This window comes from Enterobacter cloacae complex sp. 397G4 (assembly GCF_050031515.1).
Classification (GTDB): domain Bacteria; phylum Pseudomonadota; class Gammaproteobacteria; order Enterobacterales; family Enterobacteriaceae; genus Enterobacter; species Enterobacter hormaechei_C.
This window is the reverse complement of the sequence record NZ_JBLGWE010000001.1, coordinates 2,674,198-2,693,111: the sequence shown is the minus strand read 5'-3', so window position 1 is coordinate 2,693,111 and position 18,914 is coordinate 2,674,198. Positions and strand designations below refer to the sequence as shown.

Sequence of the window (18,914 nt, the reverse complement as noted above, 5' to 3'; positions counted from 1 at the left end):
ATCGGCAACGCGTTCTTTTCAGACCCGTATTAGTGGCTGAGACTGTATACTCAACGCGTTATTCAATGCATAAAAGTTCAAAACTTGAACAGTTCAGGAGAATTTCAATGGCTGCCCTTAATTCGAAAGTCAGAAAGGCCGTTATCCCGGTGGCGGGATTGGGTACCAGGATGTTGCCAGCGACGAAGGCAATCCCAAAAGAGATGCTGCCTCTGGTTGATAAGCCATTAATCCAGTATGTCGTGAATGAATGTATTGCAGCAGGTATCACCGAAATTGTGCTGGTGACGCATTCATCTAAAAACTCTATCGAAAACCATTTCGATACCAGTTTCGAACTCGAAGCAATGCTGGAAAAACGCGTTAAGCGCCAGCTGCTGGAGGAAGTGCAGTCTATTTGCCCTCCACACGTTACCATTATGCAGGTTCGTCAGGGCCTGGCGAAAGGCCTGGGGCACGCAGTATTGTGTGCACACCCGGTAGTGGGTGATGAGCCGGTCGCGGTTATTCTGCCTGACGTGATTCTTGATGAGTACGAGTCCGATCTTTCCCAGGAAAACCTGGCGGAAATGATTAAACGCTTCGACGAAACCGGCAGCAGCCAGATTATGGTTGAGCCAGTCGACGACGTGACCGCTTACGGCGTGGTTGACTGCAAAGGCGTTGACCTGCAACCTGGCGAAAGCGTACCGATGGTTGGCGTTGTTGAAAAACCTAAAGCGGACGTCGCGCCGTCTAACCTTGCTGTCGTTGGTCGTTACGTCCTGAGTGCTGAAATTTGGGCTCTGCTGGCGAAAACGCCTCCGGGTGCGGGCGATGAAATCCAGCTGACGGATGCTATCGATATGCTGATCGAGAAAGAGACCGTGGAAGCCTACCATATGAAAGGTAAGAGCCATGACTGCGGGAATAAGCTCGGTTATATGCAGGCATTCGTCGAATATGGTATTCGCCATAACAGCCTGGGTGAAGAATTTAAAGCCTGGCTCAAAGGTAGCGTGGGTATTAAGTAATAAACTCACAGCCCAGTGAACAAGACCGGTGGAGCGATGTCCACCGGTTTTTTTATGCCTGTCGCTCCGTAATTGGCGGGGGATTGTCAAGGACGTTAAATAGGGAGCCTCACAATATGACAGAATGTAAGGAGATGTTCGGGCGAATATTACAGGCATAAAAAATCCCGCATTAAGCGGGATTTTTCAGAATCTTTCCAGATTAATCCTTGATCAGGAAGTCATCCAGTTGTTTACCTTGTTCGTCCATTGCTTTCTTGATTACAGCAGGAGTACGGCCCTGGCCGGTCCAGGTTTTCTCTTCGCCGTTCTCATCGATGTAGCTATATTTAGCAGGACGTGCCGCGCGTTTTGCTTTGGTACCGGTTTTAGCCGCAGCCATGCTGTTCAGCAATTCGTTTGGATCGATACCATCGGCAATCAGCATTTCACGATACTGTTGCAGTTTACGTGTACGTTCTTCGATTTCAGCCGCAGCAGCGCTTTCTTCTTCACGACGTTCGTTAACTACAACTTCTAATTTTTCGAGCATTTCTTCAAGCGTCTCAAGGGTACATTCTCTTGCCTGCGCACGAAGAGTACGGATGTTGTTCAGAATTTTAAGTGCTTCGCTCATTGTAGTAATCTCAAACTTATAATGGGGGTGGGTTTGTTGTCCTAATAATAGAGCCTTAATTTCACTTGTGCAATAGGTGGGAATGTAAGGAATTCAAAAAATACAAAATAAACGACGCTATTATTAATTACGCTAACTTAAATTTCATTGTTTGTTGGGTCTGTGAGATATCGTTTCAAACGGCAAAAGCGCGTCATTTGCGTGTATGTTTTGTGACTTTTACCTCAGGAATTATAGTTGCGATTGATAAATATCAGCCTTTTGTAGGCTTTGTTGAATAAATCGAACTTTTGCTGAGTTGAAGGATCAGATCACGTATCTTCCCGACAACGCAGACCGTTCCGTGGCAAAGCAAAAGTTCAAAATCACCAACTGGCCCACCTACAATAAAGCCCTCATCAACCGTGGCTCCATAACTTTCTGGCTGGATGATGAAGCTATTCAGGCCTGGTATGAGTCAGCAACACCTTCTTCACGAGGCAGACCTCAGCGCTATTCTGACCTTGCCATCACGACTGTGCTGGTCATTAAACGCGTATTCAGGCTGACCCTGCGCGCTGCGCAGGGCTTTATTGATTCCATTTTTTCTCTGATGAACGTTCCGCTACGCTGCCCGGATTACAGCTGTGTCAGCAGGCGGGCAAAGTCGGTTAATGTCAGTTTCAAAACGCCCACCCGGGGTGAAATCGCACACCTGGTAATTGATTCCACCGGGCTGAAGGTCTTCGGTGAAGGCGAGTGGAAAGTCAAAAAGCATGGCCAGGAACGCCGCCGTATCTGGCGTAAGCTGCATCTCGCCGTTGACAGTAAAACACATGAAATCATCTGCGCTGACCTGTCGCTGAACAATGTGACGGACTCAGAAGCCTTCCCGGGTCTTATCCGGCAGACTCACAGAAAAATCAGGGCAGCATCGGCAGACGGCGCTTACGACACCCGGCTCTGTCACGATGAACTGCGGCGTAAGAAAATCAGCGCGCTTATCCCTCCCCGAAAAGGTGCGGGTTACTGGCCCGGTGAATATGCAGACCGTAACCGTGCAGTGGCTAATCAGCGAATGACCGGGAGTAATGCGCGGTGGAAATGGACAACAGATTACAATCGTCGCTCGATAGCGGAAACGGCGATGTACCGGGTAAAACAGCTGTTCGGGGGTTCACTGACGCTGCGTGACTACGATGGTCAGGTTGCGGAGGCTATGGCCCTGGTACGAGCGCTGAACAAAATGACGAAAGCAGGTATGCCTGAAAGCGTGCGTATTGCCTGAAAACACAACCCGCTACGGGGGAGACTTACCCGAAATCTGATTTATTCAACAAAGCCCCTTTTGTATTACCCCGAGTAAGCGCAGCGAAGACAAGAATAGTTAATAAATAGTGAATTTTAATGAACGAAGAAGACACTATAAAAAGAAGTGTTATCTCTGGTTGCGGACTCACCTTATTGTCAGTGTTTAATGACTTTACTGCCTGTTTTAACGCATTATTTTGCGCCATTCGCGAAGGATTTACTGATGCATGGCAGGGTGGAGAGCGCAGCCCGCCGCTGATGACGGTACAAAATATGGTACAATGATCCATCGGGAATATTACACATTGATTAGGGTTCTTCGGCCAATGGCACAACTTTATTTCTACTATTCGGCAATGAATGCAGGGAAATCGACGGCGTTACTGCAATCCTCATACAATTATCAGGAGCGGGGGATGCGTACCGTTGTTTATACCGCCGAAATCGACGATCGCTTTGGGGCAGGGAAGGTGAGCTCAAGAATAGGGCTCTCGTCGCCTGCAAGGCTGTTTAACCCTGAAACGGACCTGCTGGAGGACATTCGTGCCGAGCATGCCACTAAGCCTGTCCATTGCGTGCTGGTAGATGAAAGCCAGTTCCTGACCCGAGAGCAGGTCCATGCGCTTTCAGAGGTCGTTGATGAGCTGGATATTCCCGTTCTTTGCTATGGATTACGTACCGATTTTCGTGGGGAGTTATTTGCCGGCAGTCAGTATCTGCTGGCCTGGTCGGATAAGCTGGTTGAGCTGAAAACAATCTGCTTTTGTGGCCGCAAGGCAAGTATGGTTCTTCGCCTGGACCAGTCGGGTAAACCCTATGCTGATGGCGAGCAGGTGGTGATAGGAGGCAATGAACGTTATGTCTCGGTCTGCCGCAAGCATTATAAAGAGGCGCTGGCTGTAGGCTCGCTGACGGCGTTACAGGGCGACAATCGAAAATAATAAGAATGTTTTACGGATCCTCAGATATAAAAAAACCCGCCAGCGGCGGGTTTTTTTATCATACTGTCAATCAAGCATTTTTCTTCGCTTTCTTGTCAGCCTTTACAACTGCGGGGATTTCAACTTTTACGGCAGCGACATCGCTTTCAGTGAAGTTACGACCGTAATAAGTATCCAGCAGGATCTGTTTCAGTTCGGAAATCAGTGGGTAGCGCGGGTTAGCACCAGTACACTGGTCATCGAATGCATCTTCAGACAGCTTATCTACGTGAGCGAGGAAGTCAGCTTCCTGAACGCCTGCTTCGCGGATAGATTTAGGAATACCCAGTTCAGCCTTCAGGCTCTCCAGCCATGCCAGCAGTTTCTCGATCTTCGCGGCAGTACGGTCGCCCGGTGCGCTCAGACCCAGGTGATCTGCGATTTCAGCATAACGACGGCGCGCCTGTGGGCGGTCGTACTGGCTGAATGCAGTCTGCTTGGTTGGGTTGTCGTTTGCGTTATAGCGGATAACGTTGCTGATCAACAGGGCGTTCGCCAGACCGTGAGGAATGTGGAACTGTGAACCCAACTTGTGCGCCATGGAGTGACAGACACCCAGGAAGGCGTTAGCAAACGCAATGCCCGCGATGGTTGCCGCACTGTGTACACGTTCACGCGCAACAGGGTTTTTCGAACCTTCGTTGTAAGAAGCTGGCAGGTTTTCTTTCAGCAGTTTCAGCGCCTGCAAAGCCTGACCGTCAGAGAACTCAGAAGCCAGTACGGAAACGTAAGCTTCCAGAGCGTGAGTTACCGCATCCAGACCACCGAACGCACACAGTGATTTCGGCATTTCCATGACCAGGTTGGCGTCAACGATAGCCATATCTGGCGTCAGTGCGTAGTCAGCCAGCGGGTATTTCTGACCGGTTGCGTCATCAGTCACAACGGCAAATGGCGTCACTTCTGAACCAGTACCGGAAGTGGTGGTGACGGCGATCATTTTCGCTTTCACGCCCATTTTCGGGAACTTGTAGATACGTTTACGGATATCCATAAAGCGCAGCGCCAGTTCTTCGAAGTGAGTTTCCGGATGCTCGTACATCACCCACATAATTTTCGCGGCGTCCATTGGGGAACCGCCACCCAGTGCGATGATCACATCAGGTTTGAAGGAGTTCGCCAGTTCAGCGCCTTTACGTACAACGCTCAGGGTTGGGTCAGCTTCAACTTCAAAGAAGACTTCAGTTTCAACGCCAGCCGCTTTCAGAACAGAGGTGATCTGGTCTGCATAGCCATTGTTGAACAGGAAACGGTCGGTCACGATGAGCGCACGTTTGTGGCCATCAGTAATCACTTCATCCAGCGCGATTGGCAGAGAGCCGCGGCGGAAGTAGATAGATTTCGGAAGTTTGTGCCACAACATGTTTTCAGCTCGCTTAGCAACGGTTTTCTTGTTGATCAGGTGTTTTGGACCAACGTTTTCAGAGATGGAGTTACCACCCCAGGAACCACAACCCAGAGTCAGGGAAGGTGCGAGTTTGAAGTTGTACAGGTCACCGATACCACCCTGAGAAGCAGGAGTGTTGATCAGGATACGTGCCGTCTTCATCTTCTGACCGAAGTAAGCAACACGCTCAGGCTGGTTATCCTGGTCGGTGTACAGGCAAGAGGTGTGGCCGATACCGCCCATCGCCACCAGCTTCTCTGCTTTATCTACCGCGTCATCGAAATCTTTCGCACGGTACATTGCCAGCGTCGGGGAGAGTTTCTCGTGAGCAAACGGCTCACTTTCATCAACGACTTTCACTTCACCAATCAGAATCTTGGTGGTAGCAGGGACGCTAAAGCCAGCGAGCTCAGCGATTTTATATGCAGGCTGACCTACGATAGCCGCGTTCAGCGCACCATTTTTCAGAATCACGTCCTGAACGGCTTTCAGTTCTTTACCTTGCAACAGGTAGCCGCCGTGGCTGGCGAAACGTTCACGAACGGCGTCGTATACCGAATCAACCACGACAACAGACTGTTCAGATGCACAGATAACGCCGTTATCGAAGGTTTTAGACATCAGCACAGAGGCAACAGCACGCTTGATATCAGCCGTTTCGTCGATCACCACAGGGGTATTACCTGCGCCTACGCCGATGGCTGGTTTACCGGAGCTGTACGCAGCTTTAACCATACCAGGACCACCGGTCGCCAGAATCAGGTTAATGTCCGGGTGATGCATCAGTGCGTTGGACAGTTCAACAGAAGGTTGGTCGATCCAGCCGATGAGATCTTTTGGCGCACCCGCCGCAATGGCAGCCTGAAGCACGATATCTGCTGCTTTGTTGGTGGCATCCTTCGCACGTGGATGCGGGGAGAAAATGATTGCGTTACGTGTCTTCAGACTGATGAGAGATTTGAAGATGGCGGTAGAGGTTGGGTTAGTGGTTGGAACGATACCGCAAATGATGCCGATCGGTTCTGCGATGGTGATGGTGCCGAAAGTATCGTCTTCTGACAGCACACCGCAGGTTTTCTCATCTTTATAGGCGTTGTAGATATACTCTGAAGCAAAGTGGTTTTTGATCACTTTATCTTCAACGATACCCATGCCGGATTCGGCAACGGCCATTTTAGCGAGAGGGATTCGAGCATCAGCAGCAGCCAGAGCGGCCGCGCGGAAGATTTTATCAACCTGTTCTTGGGTGAAATTGGCATATTCACGCTGGGCTTTTTTTACGCGCTCGACGAGGGCGTTCAGTTCAGCGATATTGGTAACAGCCATAATGCTCTCCTGATAATGTTTAAACTCTTTTAGTAAACCAGCGCTCGATACGTCTGACAGTATAGTCAGAGCCGATCCCACTTGCGTAACACACAGTAAAACAAAGGATTACTCACTGCTCCAGCTCACTAATTTACTAAAAGAGCCTTACCTTAGCATCATACCTTTTTGATAGGTGATCTCCCTGGCGGCGTAACCAAGATTACTCACTTCTGAGTACGAAAATTATGATCGAGATCAATTTTGTCCTAAGCTGATACCTTTCAGCAGGGTTATTTTGTGCTAATTATTCTACTGTTAAATAATTAAGTAACTATTGGAAGCAGCGATATCATTGATTACACAAATGTTTAACATCATGAATTGATAACGTTTAAGAACAGATTTCTGGTGAAGTATGCGGCTAAAAAGCGTATCTTCAGCGCGGATTTATCATGACACGCAGTTTCTCCCTAGCCATGCTCAATTGCGGAGCTTAATGTGATTCAAACGCTCTTTGATTTCCCTACATATTTCAAGTTTTTTATCGGCTTGTTTGCTCTGGTTAACCCGGTAGGGATCATCCCTGTCTTCATTAGTATGACCAGCTATCAGACGGCTGCGGCACGAAATAAAACCAACCTGACGGCAAACCTGTCGGTGGCGATCATCCTACTTACGTCTCTTTATCTCGGGGACGCCATTCTTCAGGTCTTCGGCATCTCAATTGATTCGTTCCGTATAGCAGGCGGGATCCTGGTGGTGACGATTGCCATGTCGATGATCAGCGGCAAGCTGGGGGAGGATAAACAGAACAAGCAGGAAAAATCAGAGACAGCTATCCGCGAGAGCATCGGGGTCGTGCCACTGGCACTGCCGCTGATGGCGGGCCCGGGGGCGATTAGTTCCACTATTGTCTGGGGAACGCGCTACCACAGCCTGATGCACCTGATTGGCTTTTCCGTCGCTATTGCGCTGTTCGCGCTGTGCTGCTGGGGCGTATTTCGTATGGCGCCATGGCTGGTTCGCTTGCTGGGACAAACGGGCATCAACGTGATTACCCGTATCATGGGTCTGTTGTTAATGGCGTTGGGCATCGAATTTATCGTTACCGGTATAAAAAGTATATTCCCCGGGTTAGTACACTGACTTTCATTTGAAAGAGCGGAGCCAGCGGCTCCGTTTTTTTTTACGTGATTATCTGCAAATCATATAAATAAAGTTGAAATAGGCGCCAGTCATAATAAGTTTTACTAATAATCCTCTTCTGTTGTTTTTCAAGGGGTTGTTTATTTTCATTTCCCCTTGCCGCGCATAAATCCCTCAAACCCTCTGTTATTTTACTCACATGATACTCTGGGGCTTGCTGACAGATAACCGAAATGATATTAGTAATTTCGACGCTGACTCAGACGAATGTGCTAAATAATAATCAATTGTTAAATTATCGTGAAAAATCGTTCAGGTAAGCTATGTCGTCGCGTTTGCAGCAACAAAATTTCTTATCTATATGAATTACATCTCTTTTTGTTGATTTCGGCGTAAGCCAGGGCTGGCGCCATAGTTATGCCAGCCATCGTAAAAGAGAAATGCTTAACAAATTTGCAAAATGTATTGGCGAGAGTTGGCACCATTTGGTACTTTCCGGCCTTATATTTTGCAGCATTAAACAAGTTGATGAGAACTATTTTCATATAGCCCTCACATAAGATATCCAACGCATCTCTCTGACAGGGGAGAGGTGTAAAGAATCGACGCAAGACCGCCGTACGAGCGGTCAGTAATAATGAAGTCGGTGATAGCAAGAAGTAAAAAAAGAACCTGACAGTAGCAAAAAAAACTCCTGCGCTGTACAGGCCCCAACAGGGGATTACACAACTGGCGAAGGCCGGTCATTATAATGAGTGGAGTATCAACACAATGTCCATCATCACAAAAAAAAGTCTGGTAGCGGCGGGGATTTTAACTGCGCTAATCGCGGGCAACGCTGCAATGGCTGCGGACGTTCCTGCTGGTGTTCAGCTGGCTGAGAAGCAAACGCTGGTACGTAATAACGGTGCGGAAGTGCAGTCTCTTGATCCGCACAAAATTGAAGGTGTTCCAGAGTCTAACGTTAACCGCGATCTGTTTGAAGGTCTGCTGGTGACTGACGTAGACGGCCACCCGGCTCCGGGCGTGGCGGAAAAATGGGACAACAAAGATTTTAAAGTCTGGACCTTCCATCTGCGTAAAGATGCGAAATGGTCCGACGGTACGCCGGTTACCGCCGAAGATTTCGTCTATAGCTGGCAGCGTCTGGCGGATCCGAATACCGCCTCCCCGTATGCGAGTTACCTCCAGTATGGCCATATTGCCAATATCGATGACATCATCACGGGTAAAAAGCCAGTTACCGACCTGGGCGTAAAAGCCATCGATGCCAACACCTTTGAAGTGACGTTGAGCGAACCTGTTCCGTACTTCTATAAGCTGCTGGTTCACCCGTCCGTCTCCCCGGTACCAAAATCCGCAGTAGAAAAATTTGGTGAAAAATGGACGCAGCCTGCGAATATCGTGACCAACGGTGCATATAAGCTGAAGGACTGGGTCGTTAACGAACGTATGGTGCTGGAGCGCAACCCGCAGTATTGGGATAATGCGAAGACCGTTATCAATCAGGTCACCTACCTGCCAATCTCTTCTGAAGTGACGGACGTAAACCGCTACCGCAGCGGTGAAATCGACATGACCTATAACAATATGCCGATTGAACTGTTCCAGAAGCTGAAAAAAGAGATCCCTAAAGAAGTTCACGTCGATCCGTATCTGTGCACCTACTATTACGAAATTAACAACCAGAAAGCACCGTTCACCGACGTACGTGTTCGTACCGCACTGAAGCTGGCTCTGGATCGCGACATTATCGTGAATAAAGTGAAGAATCAGGGCGACCTGCCGGCTTACAGCTACACCCCGCCTTACACCGATGGTATGAAGCTGGTTGAACCTGAATGGTTCAAATGGTCCCAGGAAAAACGTAACGAAGAAGCGAAAAAACTGCTGGCTGAGGCTGGCTATACCGCCGACAAGCCGCTGACCTTTAGCCTGTTGTACAACACCTCCGATCTGCATAAAAAGCTGGCTATTGCCGTCGCGTCAATCTGGAAGAAAAACCTCGGCGTGAATGTGAAGCTGGAAAACCAGGAATGGAAAACCTTCCTCGATACGCGCCACCAGGGAACCTTTGACGTGGCTCGTGCAGGATGGTGTGCGGACTATAACGAACCGACCTCATTCCTGAACACCATGCTGAGCGACAGTTCGAACAACACCGCACACTATAAGAGCCCGGCGTTTGATAAGCTGATTGGCGAAACCCTGAAGGTGGCAGATGACGCCCAGCGCGCCGATCTGTACGCGAAATCAGAACAACAGCTCGATAAAGACTCTGCGATCGTTCCGGTTTACTACTACGTTAACGCCCGCCTGGTGAAACCATGGGTAGGGGGTTATACCGGTAAAGACCCGTTGGATAATATTTCCGTTAAGAATCTTTATATTATCAAGCATTAATGGCAATACGTGGGGCGAGCGAGCTTGCCCCACTGTGTCTATTTTGTAACATTCATCAGGCACACGCCAGAAGGTACGGGCAATGTTGAAATTTATCCTGCGTCGCTGTCTTGAAGCGATTCCAACGTTATTTATTCTAATTACAATTTCCTTCTTCATGATGCGTCTTGCACCGGGCAGTCCTTTTACCGGTGAACGCACGCTTCCGCCAGAAGTTATGGCCAACATCGAAGCGAAATACCATTTAAACGATCCTATCACCACGCAGTACTTCAACTATCTGAAGCAGCTTGCACACGGTGATTTTGGTCCGTCATTTAAATATAAAGACTATTCCGTTAACGACCTGGTGGCGTCCAGCTTCCCGGTATCGGCTAAATTAGGGGCTGCTGCATTTATCCTGGCCGTTGTTCTCGGTGTCACTGCGGGCGTTATCGCTGCGCTAAAACAAAATACCCGATGGGATTACGCCGTAATGGGGGTCGCAATGACCGGGGTGGTTATCCCCAGCTTCGTTGTCGCGCCGTTGCTGGTCATGATATTCGCCATAACCCTGAAATGGCTTCCCGGGGGCGGCTGGAACGGCGGGGCGCTGAAGTTCATGATATTGCCGATGGTGGCATTATCTCTGGCCTACATCGCCAGCATCGCCCGTATTACTCGCGGTTCAATGATTGAAGTCCTGCACTCGAACTTCATCCGTACCGCCCGTGCGAAAGGGCTGCCGATGCGCCGGATTATTTTCCGTCATGCCCTCAAGCCTGCACTGTTACCGGTACTCTCCTATATGGGTCCGGCTTTCGTCGGCATTATCACGGGTTCAATGGTGATTGAAACCATTTATGGTCTGCCGGGCATCGGGCAGCTGTTTGTTAACGGGGCGCTTAACCGTGACTATTCGCTGGTGCTGAGCCTGACGATCCTCGTGGGCGCGCTGACCATTCTGTTTAATGCCGTTGTCGATGTGCTGTATGCCGTTATCGACCCGAAAATCCGTTACTAACTGGAGCACGCCATGATGTTGAGTAAGAAAAACAGCGAGGCGCTGGAAAACTTCAGTGAAAAGCTGGAGGTCGAAGGTCGTAGCCTTTGGCAGGACGCCCGCCGTCGTTTTATGCATAACCGTGCCGCCGTTGCCAGCCTGGTCGTGCTGGTGCTTATCGCGCTGTTCGTAACCCTGGCACCAATGCTCTCTCAGTTCACCTATTTCGATACGGACTGGGGCATGATGTCCAGCGCGCCGGATATGGAATCCGGGCACTATTTCGGCACCGACTCCTCCGGGCGTGATTTGCTGGTGCGTGTGGCGATTGGCGGCCGTATCTCCCTGATGGTTGGCATCGCGGCGGCGCTGGTGGCGGTGATTGTCGGCACGCTTTACGGCTCGCTTTCCGGTTACCTCGGCGGGAAAGTGGACTCCGTGATGATGCGTCTGCTAGAAATCCTGAACTCCTTCCCGTTCATGTTCTTCGTCATTCTGCTGGTGACCTTCTTTGGTCAAAATATCCTGCTAATCTTCGTGGCGATCGGGATGGTGTCCTGGCTGGATATGGCGCGTATTGTGCGCGGCCAGACGCTGAGCCTCAAACGTAAGGAGTTTATCGAAGCCGCACAGGTTGGTGGCGTTTCTACCGCCAATATTGTGGTGCGTCATATCGTTCCTAACGTGCTGGGCGTGGTGGTGGTGTACGCCTCCCTGCTGGTGCCAAGTATGATCCTGTTTGAATCTTTCCTGAGCTTCCTGGGATTAGGTACGCAGGAGCCGTTGAGTAGCTGGGGCGCTCTGTTAAGTGATGGCGCAAACTCCATGGAAGTGTCACCGTGGTTACTGCTGTATCCGGCGGGCTTCCTGGTCGTCACCCTGTTCTGTTTCAACTTTATCGGCGATGGCCTGCGTGATGCCCTCGACCCGAAAGACCGTTAAGGAGCGCCGTCATGACCATTATTGAAACGGCAACCGCGCCACAGGCGCAACAGCGGACCAGCGCACTGCTGGACGTTAAAGACCTCCGCGTGACGTTTAAAACCCCCGACGGTGATGTTACTGCCGTTAACGATCTCAACTTCGACCTGCGTGCCGGTGAAACGCTGGGCATTGTGGGCGAATCCGGTTCCGGTAAATCCCAGACCGCATTCGCGCTGATGGGCCTGCTGGCGTCAAACGGCGTGATCGGCGGTTCGGCGACGTTTAACGGGAAAGAGATCCTGAATTTGCCGGAACATGAGCTGAACAAGCTGCGCGCCGAGCAGATTTCAATGATTTTCCAGGATCCGATGACGTCCCTGAACCCCTATATGCGGGTGGGCGAACAGCTGATGGAAGTGCTGATGCTCCACAAGGGGCTGGGTAAAGCCGAAGCGTTTGAAGAGTCCGTCAAAATGCTGGATGCGGTGAAAATGCCTGAAGCACGCAAGCGCATGCGCATGTATCCGCACGAGTTTTCCGGCGGTATGCGTCAGCGCGTTATGATCGCGATGGCATTGCTTTGTCGGCCAAAACTGCTGATCGCTGATGAACCAACCACCGCCCTGGACGTGACCGTACAGGCGCAGATCATGACGTTGCTGAACGAGCTGAAGCGCGAGTTCAACACCGCCATCATTATGATCACCCACGATTTAGGCGTCGTTGCCGGGATCTGCGACAAAGTGTTAGTCATGTATGCAGGCCGCACGATGGAATACGGTAATGCCCGCGATGTGTTCTACCAGCCAGCCCATCCGTACTCTATCGGGCTGTTGAATGCCGTTCCGCGTCTTGATGCGGAAGGGGAGTCGCTGCTGACTATTCCGGGCAACCCGCCTAACCTGCTGCGTCTGCCAAAAGGCTGCCCGTTCCAGCCGCGTTGTCCGCATGCGATGGAAATCTGTAACAGCGCACCGCCGCTGGAAGCGTTTGCCCCAGGCCGTCTGCGCGCCTGCTTTAAGCCGCTGGAGGAGCTGGTATGAACGCGATCGACGAAAAAAGAAATGTGCTGCTCGAAATCGCTGACCTGAAGGTCCATTTCGATATCAAAGACGGTAAACAGTGGTTCTGGCAGCCTGCCAAAACCCTGAAAGCGGTGGATGGCGTCACGCTACGCCTGTACGAAGGCGAGACCCTGGGCGTGGTAGGCGAATCCGGCTGCGGCAAATCGACGTTTGCGCGTGCGATCATCGGCCTGGTGAAGGCCACCGACGGGAAAGTGGCCTGGCTTGGCAAAGATCTGCTGGGGATGAAGCCGGATGAATGGCGCGACGTGCGCAGCGACATCCAGATGATTTTCCAGGATCCACTTGCGTCCCTGAACCCGCGTATGACCATTGGCGAAATCATTGCCGAGCCGCTGCGCACCTATCATCCGAAGATGCCGCGCCAGGAAATTCGCGATCGGGTGAAAGCGATGATGCTCAAGGTGGGTCTGCTGCCAAACCTCATCAACCGCTACCCACACGAGTTTTCCGGCGGTCAGTGCCAGCGTATCGGTATCGCACGCGCGTTGATCCTTGAACCAAAACTGATTATCTGTGATGAGCCGGTTTCGGCGCTGGACGTTTCCATCCAGGCCCAGGTGGTTAACCTGCTACAGAAACTGCAACGGGAAATGGGGCTGTCGCTGATCTTCATCGCCCACGATCTGGCGGTGGTAAAACACATTTCGGACCGTGTGCTGGTCATGTATCTGGGCCACGCCGTGGAGCTGGGCACGTATGATGAGGTGTACCACAATCCTCTGCACCCTTATACCAAAGCGCTGATGTCTGCGGTTCCCGTTCCGGACCCCGATCTGGAAAAAAATAAAACCATTCAGCTTCTGGAAGGTGAACTGCCTTCGCCAATCAACCCGCCTTCAGGCTGCGTATTCCGTACTCGATGCCCAATAGCCGGGCCGGAATGCGCAAAAACACGGCCGGTTCTGGAGGGCAGTTTCCGACATGCGGTTTCCTGCCTGAAAGTAGACCCGTTATAATCGCAAGGGCTGACATGATGTCAGCCCTTATTTTTCGAGGTTAATGTGTCGCGATTATTCACGTCGGCCCGTCAGCGGCTGTATCACCTTTTATTCGATCCTGAAACGGTTTCCGGTCGCCGCTTCGAAGGTCTGTGTGGTTTATTTGCGCTGATTAGCGTCATTATTATCTTTATCGAATCCGGCGCCGGAACGCAGTACCACATGACGTATGAGGAGTGGCACGTTTTCGTCTGGCTGGAATTGATTGTCACGCTGGTGTTTACTGCGGAATATGTGCTGAGGGTCATTAGCTGGCCAAATCCGGCGAAATACGTTTTCAGCTTCTGGGGATTTATTGATTTAGCCACTATCCTGCCGCTGTATGTCATGTGGCTGTGGCCTGAGATCAGCCTGAATTATGTGTTTGCCTGGCGTGCAATGCGGGCGATTCGTGTGTTACGGATTCTCAAACTGCTGCGCTTTATGCCGTCGCTGCGGGTTTTTTGGGTTGCCATTGTCAGCGCCCGCCACCAGCTGATTCTCTTCTATTCGTTTATTGCTATCGTGATGATCGTTTTTGGCTCCCTGATGTATTTAATCGAAGGGCCGAAATACGGGTTTACCACGCTTAATGCGTCTGTTTACTGGGCTATCGTCACGGTGACCACCGTGGGCTATGGCGATATTACCCCGCATACGCCGCTCGGACGTATTGTGGCATCGGTTCTTATCCTGATCGGCTATTCTGTGATAGCGATTCCGACGGGGTTAATTACCACCCATATGAGCAGCGCCTTCCAGAACAGCAAGCAGCAACGCAAATGTCCGAATTGTCAGCAGGGGAATCATGAACCCGGCGCGCGGTTTTGTCACCGCTGTGGAAATGCCTTACCGGATTAAATAAAAAAGGCTGCGCGGGCAGCCTTTTTTATTATTCGCGCCAGAGGATATGGCACAGTTTGTGATCTTTCTCGCGGCACAGCAGGACGCGGGCAAAGATGTCGTTAATTTCTCCGCCGTCTTCATCTGCAAGGCCAATCACCACCTCGGCGAAGAAGTCCGGGTTGAGATCAAAATCGACATGTTCGGCCCAGTCTTCAGCCGGATCGAACAGCTCAGCACCGCCACGCTCTTCAAATTGCAGGTTGAAAAGAATGACGTCAGCAGGGTCGAGATTATCGACCGCCAGCTCGAGAAAAATATCGTAGGCCTGTTCGAGCGTTTCGTCTTCGGTCAGGCGATTGTTCAGATCCATTTCCATGATGACTACCTGTTAAAAATCGTTGGGCACGTTTTACAGCAACGGACTAAAGAAGTAAAACAGTCGTTCGGCAATTCGCTGCCACAGCGGACGTTTCGCCCACAGTCTGGCGTCCAGCAGGCGTGAGCGGGAGATATAATCGTCCTGAACCGCCGCCAGATCGCCACCGAACCCGGCGTCATCAATGACCAGCGTAATTTCAAAATTCAGCCACAGACTGCGCATATCGAGGTTGACGGTACCCACCAGGCTCAGCTCTCCGTCCACCAGCACGCTCTTGGTGTGTAACAGGCCGCCTTCGAACTGATAAATTTTAACGCCTGCGGCCAGCAGCTCACTAAAGAACGCGCGGCTTGCCCATCCCACCAGCAGCGAATCGTTCTTGCGCGGCATAATAATGCTCACATCCACTCCGCGCTGTGCCGCTGTACAGATGGCATGCAGAAGGTCGTCGCTGGGAACGAAATAGGGCGTGGTCATGATCAGATATTCCCGCGCGGAGTACGCGGCGGTCAGCAGTGCCTGATGGATCAGATCTTCCGGAAAGCCAGGACCGGAGGCGATAGTGTGGATAGTGTGCCCGCTGGCTTCCTCAAACGGCATGATATTGCCATCCGGCGGCGGGGGAAGAATGCGTTTACCGGTTTCAATTTCCCAGTCGCAGGAGTAGACGATGCCCATTGAGGTCGCGATCGGTCCCTCCATCCGCGCCATCAGATCGATCCATTGCCCCACGCCGGAATCCTGCTTGAAGAAGCGGGGGTCAACCATGTTCATGCTGCCGGTGTAGGCGATGTAGTTATCGATCAGAACCATTTTCCGGTGCTGGCGGAGATCCATGCGGCGCAGAAAGACGCGGAAAAGATTCACTTTTAGCGCCTCGACCACCTCGATACCGGCGTTGCGCATCATGCCTGCCCACGGGCTACGGAAAAAGGCCACGCTGCCGGCGGAGTCCAGCATCAGGCGGCAGTGGATACCGCGACGTGCAGCGGCCATTAGCGATTCGGCGACCTGGTCCGCCATGCCGCCCGGCTGCCAGATATAAAACACCATCTCGATATTATGCCGGGCGAGCTGGATATCACGGATCAGCGCCTGCATCACATCATCAGAAGAGGTCATCAGTTGCAGCTGATTGCCTTTTACCCCAGCAATCCCCTGGCGGCGTTCGCACAGCTTGAACAGAGATGCGGCCACGCTACTGTTCTCTTCAGCGAAGATATGCTTGCAGGCTTTAAGGTCGGCAAGCCATTTCGCCGTGGAGGGCCACATGGCGCGGGCGCGTTCGGCGCGGCGTTTACCCAGATGAAGTTCACCGAAAGAGAGATAGGCGATGATGCCCACCAGCGGCAGAATATAGATAATCAGAAGCCAGGCCATGGCGGAAGGTACCGCTCTGCGTTTCATCAGAATGCGCAACGTCACCCCGGCAATTAACAGCCAGTATCCTAAAATGACCAGCCAACTCACCACGGTGTAGAAGGTTGTCATAAATAAAAAATCCTTTTGAAAGCGTATTGTTATGAGTTTACGCATCAGGATTCATCTGGCAAATAAAAACGGCAGATAAAAGCGCTGGTTTGCCGCCTGCTTAGGCATATAATGGCATCTCTGTTAGAGAAAGAGTTGTAGACATGAAGCGCAGTAGAACTGAAGTTGGGCGCTGGCGCATGTTGCGACAGGTGAGTCGTCGTAAGGCTCGTTGGCTGGAAGCACAATCCCGCCGCAATATGCGTATCCACGCCATCAGAAAATGTGGCCTGAACAGACACCGTAACGCGCTGTTGTTCGCGGTCCAGGACATCTGAAAAGCATGAAGGGCACCGTAAAGGTGCCCATTAAACATCCAGGCTATCAATTTTTGCAGTCTCTTCCCATCTGCTTTCCGCGATATACTAACTTCCAATAACGTCATGATATTAAAAGATGAATCCTTATCTCTGGATTTTTATTGTACTTTTGGCGCTGGATGCGCTCAGGGAAGATTTAGGACTTTCGTCATTTTCCTCATTGGCAGATTATGTTTTCGCATGGGGAATACATTTTTATTAAAGGAAAAAAGGATGAACGGAAAAGTAATGGCAGCACTCTTTGGGATTGCGATATTAAGCGGTTGTGCCAGCAGCAAAACCTCACCCGAACGGCACGCGTTTTATTTCGTGTCGCATCAGTCCAGCTTTACTGGCGGCAACTACACCTCCAGCGTGCAGAAAAATTATCAGCTGAACGTGGCGCAGTTCCGCGAGCTTTATGCCCGTGGCAAAGCTGACCGCGCGGAAGGGCGGACTGAGGCTGAAGCCAGTGAATACGCGCAAAGCATTCGCGATCAGCTAAAAGAAAATGCGAAGTCGCAGGAACTGTTCGCAGGCAACGCGAAGGATAAATGGTCTTCGGACATGGACAGTAAAGACGCCCTATTATTTGGTAACGAACTGGCCGCGACTTATCTTGATGGCTATAACGGCGTACAATAGCGCAACTGATTCAGGGGATACCGTAATTACCGGTATCCCCGCTGTTTTTGAGCGAAAGGAGTGAGACGTGTTTGCGGAGTTTGGTGTACTGAATTTCTGGACCTATGTTGTCGGCGCATTTTTTATCGTGCTGGTTCCAGGACCGAACACCTTGTTTGTGCTGAAAACAGGGATTGGCCACGGCGTTAAGAAAGGCTATCTGGCAGCCACCGGTGTGTTTATTGGTGATGCCGTGCTGATGTTTCTGGCCTGGGCGGGCGTCGCCGCGTTGATCCAGACCACTCCGGTTTTATTTAATATTGTCCGCTATCTGGGCGCGTTTTATCTGCTGTGGCTGGGCGGAAAAATGCTCTGGTCCGTTATGACGCGTCAAAAAAATGCGCACGAAAGTAGCGCCGAACCGGCAAGCGCAATCCTTAAGCGTTCGCTGGTGCTGAGCCTGACGAACCCGAAAGCGATTCTCTTTTACGTGTCGTTCTTCGTGCAGTTCATTGATGTCAATGCGAAGAATACCGGCACGTCGTTCCTGATCCTCGCCACAACGCTTGAGCTGATCAGCTTCATGTACATGAGCTTCCTGATTTTCTCAGGCGCGTTTGTCACGCGTTACCTCAAAACCAAAAAGAAACTGGCGAAGCTGGGGAACGGGCTGATAGGTCTGCTGTTTGTCGGATTTGCGGCGAGGCTGGCGTCGCTGCACTGAATGAAGAAAAGGCTCCCGAGGGAGCCTTTCGTTTCAGAATACTTTTTTATACGGACGAACCGTGACTTTCTCGTACACGCCGGCTGCGACGTACGGGTCTGCTTCTGCCCAGGCCTGCGCGGCTTCCAGAGATTCAAACTCGGCAATCACCGTGGAGCCGGTAAAACCCGCCGCGCCCGGATCGTTGCTGTCAACGGCAGGCATCGGGCCTGCGGTCAGCAACCGACCTTCATCCTGTAGCAACTGTAAACGCGCCAGATGAGCAGGGCGAACGGAAAGACGTTTTTCCAGAGAATCAGGTACATCTTCAGCGTAAATCACGTAAAGCACGGCAAAGCTCCTTAACCGGTAAAAGTGACAATTACGTTATGTGAAAGCACAAATGACTGCAATGTAAA

19 protein-coding genes and 1 pseudogene are annotated in these 18,914 nt (G+C 51.1%); 15 read left to right on the top strand and 5 right to left on the bottom strand.

The features are described 5' to 3' along the window. The first annotated feature begins 107 nt into the window (after nt 1-107). Nucleotides 108-1,013 (top strand): UTP--glucose-1-phosphate uridylyltransferase GalU, encoded by a 906-nt coding sequence (gene galU / locus ACQG1Y_RS13010; protein ID WP_003856723.1) that lies wholly within the window; start codon nt 108-110, stop codon nt 1,011-1,013. A gap of 202 nt (nt 1,014-1,215) precedes the next feature. On the opposite strand, the gene hns is transcribed toward galU, so the two are convergent. Then, the gene (gene hns / locus ACQG1Y_RS13005) at nt 1,216-1,629 is read right to left on the bottom strand and encodes a histone-like nucleoid-structuring protein H-NS (protein ID WP_003856724.1); all 414 of its coding nucleotides are present in this window, start codon (nt 1,627-1,629) and stop codon (nt 1,216-1,218) included. A 298-nt stretch (nt 1,630-1,927) separates the two neighbouring features. Here hns and ACQG1Y_RS13000 point away from each other — a divergent pair, with 298 nt between their 5' ends. The 3 genes from ACQG1Y_RS13000 (at nt 1,928) to tdk (ending at nt 3,860) form a co-directional block, all read left to right on the top strand. Beyond that, the gene (locus ACQG1Y_RS13000) at nt 1,928-2,896 is read left to right on the top strand and encodes an IS5-like element IS903B family transposase (protein WP_013815099.1); all 969 of its coding nucleotides are present in this window, start codon (nt 1,928-1,930) and stop codon (nt 2,894-2,896) included. Nucleotides 2,897-3,015: 119 nt separating this feature from the next. Beyond that, nucleotides 3,016-3,204, top strand: a complete 189-nt coding sequence (locus ACQG1Y_RS12995) for a hypothetical protein (RefSeq protein ID WP_126498617.1) — start codon at nt 3,016-3,018, stop codon at nt 3,202-3,204. Between the two features lie 41 nt (nt 3,205-3,245). Further along, nucleotides 3,246-3,860: a thymidine kinase gene (gene tdk / locus ACQG1Y_RS12990; RefSeq protein ID WP_033486914.1), complete on the top strand. Its 615-nt coding sequence runs from the start codon at nt 3,246-3,248 to the stop codon at nt 3,858-3,860. 70 nt (nt 3,861-3,930) lie between these two features. Here tdk and adhE read toward each other — a convergent pair whose 3' ends face one another. Then, complete coding sequence (gene adhE, locus ACQG1Y_RS12985; protein ID WP_032103375.1) at nt 3,931-6,612, bottom strand: bifunctional acetaldehyde-CoA/alcohol dehydrogenase; 2,682 nt, start codon at nt 6,610-6,612, stop codon at nt 3,931-3,933. A gap of 480 nt (nt 6,613-7,092) precedes the next feature. Between adhE and ACQG1Y_RS12980 the strand changes: the two genes are divergently transcribed. The 7 genes and pseudogenes from ACQG1Y_RS12980 (at nt 7,093) to ACQG1Y_RS12950 (ending at nt 14,975) form a co-directional block, all read left to right on the top strand. After that, nucleotides 7,093-7,740 (top strand): YchE family NAAT transporter, encoded by a 648-nt coding sequence (locus tag ACQG1Y_RS12980; RefSeq protein ID WP_017384236.1) that lies wholly within the window; start codon nt 7,093-7,095, stop codon nt 7,738-7,740. Between the two features lie 771 nt (nt 7,741-8,511). Beyond that, nucleotides 8,512-10,143: an oligopeptide ABC transporter substrate-binding protein OppA gene (gene oppA / locus ACQG1Y_RS12975; protein ID WP_003856736.1), complete on the top strand. Its 1,632-nt coding sequence runs from the start codon at nt 8,512-8,514 to the stop codon at nt 10,141-10,143. An 82-nt stretch (nt 10,144-10,225) separates the two neighbouring features. Next, nucleotides 10,226-11,146: an oligopeptide ABC transporter permease OppB gene (oppB, locus tag ACQG1Y_RS12970; RefSeq protein ID WP_003856738.1), complete on the top strand. Its 921-nt coding sequence runs from the start codon at nt 10,226-10,228 to the stop codon at nt 11,144-11,146. Nucleotides 11,147-11,158: 12 nt separating this feature from the next. Continuing rightward, complete coding sequence (oppC, locus tag ACQG1Y_RS12965; RefSeq protein WP_003856740.1) at nt 11,159-12,067, top strand: oligopeptide ABC transporter permease OppC; 909 nt, start codon at nt 11,159-11,161, stop codon at nt 12,065-12,067. 11 nt (nt 12,068-12,078) lie between these two features. Further along, the gene (locus tag ACQG1Y_RS12960; protein WP_017384234.1) at nt 12,079-13,092 is read left to right on the top strand and encodes an ABC transporter ATP-binding protein; all 1,014 of its coding nucleotides are present in this window, start codon (nt 12,079-12,081) and stop codon (nt 13,090-13,092) included. Then, nucleotides 13,089-14,093, top strand: a complete 1,005-nt coding sequence (oppF, locus tag ACQG1Y_RS12955) for a murein tripeptide/oligopeptide ABC transporter ATP-binding protein OppF (protein WP_017384233.1) — start codon at nt 13,089-13,091, stop codon at nt 14,091-14,093. The genes ACQG1Y_RS12960 and oppF overlap by 4 nt, the downstream gene beginning before the upstream one ends. 14 nt (nt 14,094-14,107) lie before the next feature. Next, a pseudogene (locus ACQG1Y_RS12950) lies at nt 14,108-14,975 on the top strand (ion transporter). Nucleotides 14,976-15,006: 31 nt separating this feature from the next. On the opposite strand, the gene ACQG1Y_RS12945 reads toward ACQG1Y_RS12950, so the two are convergent. Together ACQG1Y_RS12945 and cls are read right to left on the bottom strand one after the other, a co-directional pair. Next, nucleotides 15,007-15,336, bottom strand: coding sequence for an HI1450 family dsDNA-mimic protein (locus ACQG1Y_RS12945; protein ID WP_003856748.1), 330 nt, complete (start codon nt 15,334-15,336; stop codon nt 15,007-15,009). Between the two features lie 33 nt (nt 15,337-15,369). Then, nucleotides 15,370-16,830, bottom strand: coding sequence for a cardiolipin synthase (cls, locus tag ACQG1Y_RS12940; protein WP_003856750.1), 1,461 nt, complete (start codon nt 16,828-16,830; stop codon nt 15,370-15,372). A 143-nt stretch (nt 16,831-16,973) separates the two neighbouring features. Here cls and ACQG1Y_RS12935 point away from each other — a divergent pair, with 143 nt between their 5' ends. From ACQG1Y_RS12935 to leuE, 4 genes are all read left to right on the top strand, one after another. Next, the gene (locus ACQG1Y_RS12935) at nt 16,974-17,147 is read left to right on the top strand and encodes a YciY family protein (protein ID WP_017384232.1); all 174 of its coding nucleotides are present in this window, start codon (nt 16,974-16,976) and stop codon (nt 17,145-17,147) included. Between the two features lie 118 nt (nt 17,148-17,265). Continuing rightward, entirely contained in the window at nt 17,266-17,391 is a 126-nt protein-coding gene (locus ACQG1Y_RS12930) for a KPN_01571 family protein (RefSeq protein ID WP_208971014.1), read from the top strand. 11 nt (nt 17,392-17,402) lie between these two features. Then, nucleotides 17,403-17,813 (top strand): Exc2 family lipoprotein, encoded by a 411-nt coding sequence (locus ACQG1Y_RS12925; protein WP_015570374.1) that lies wholly within the window; start codon nt 17,403-17,405, stop codon nt 17,811-17,813. Nucleotides 17,814-17,880: 67 nt separating this feature from the next. Then, on the top strand, nt 17,881-18,516 hold the full coding sequence (gene leuE, locus ACQG1Y_RS12920; RefSeq protein ID WP_006810877.1) for a leucine efflux protein LeuE: 636 nt from the start codon (nt 17,881-17,883) through the stop codon (nt 18,514-18,516). Nucleotides 18,517-18,549: 33 nt separating this feature from the next. Here leuE and ACQG1Y_RS12915 read toward each other — a convergent pair whose 3' ends face one another. Then, nucleotides 18,550-18,846 carry a YciI family protein gene (locus ACQG1Y_RS12915; RefSeq protein ID WP_003856755.1) on the bottom strand — a complete coding sequence of 99 codons (297 nt, stop codon included), beginning with the start codon at nt 18,844-18,846 and terminating at the stop codon, nt 18,550-18,552. Between the last annotated feature and the right edge of the window lie 68 nt (nt 18,847-18,914).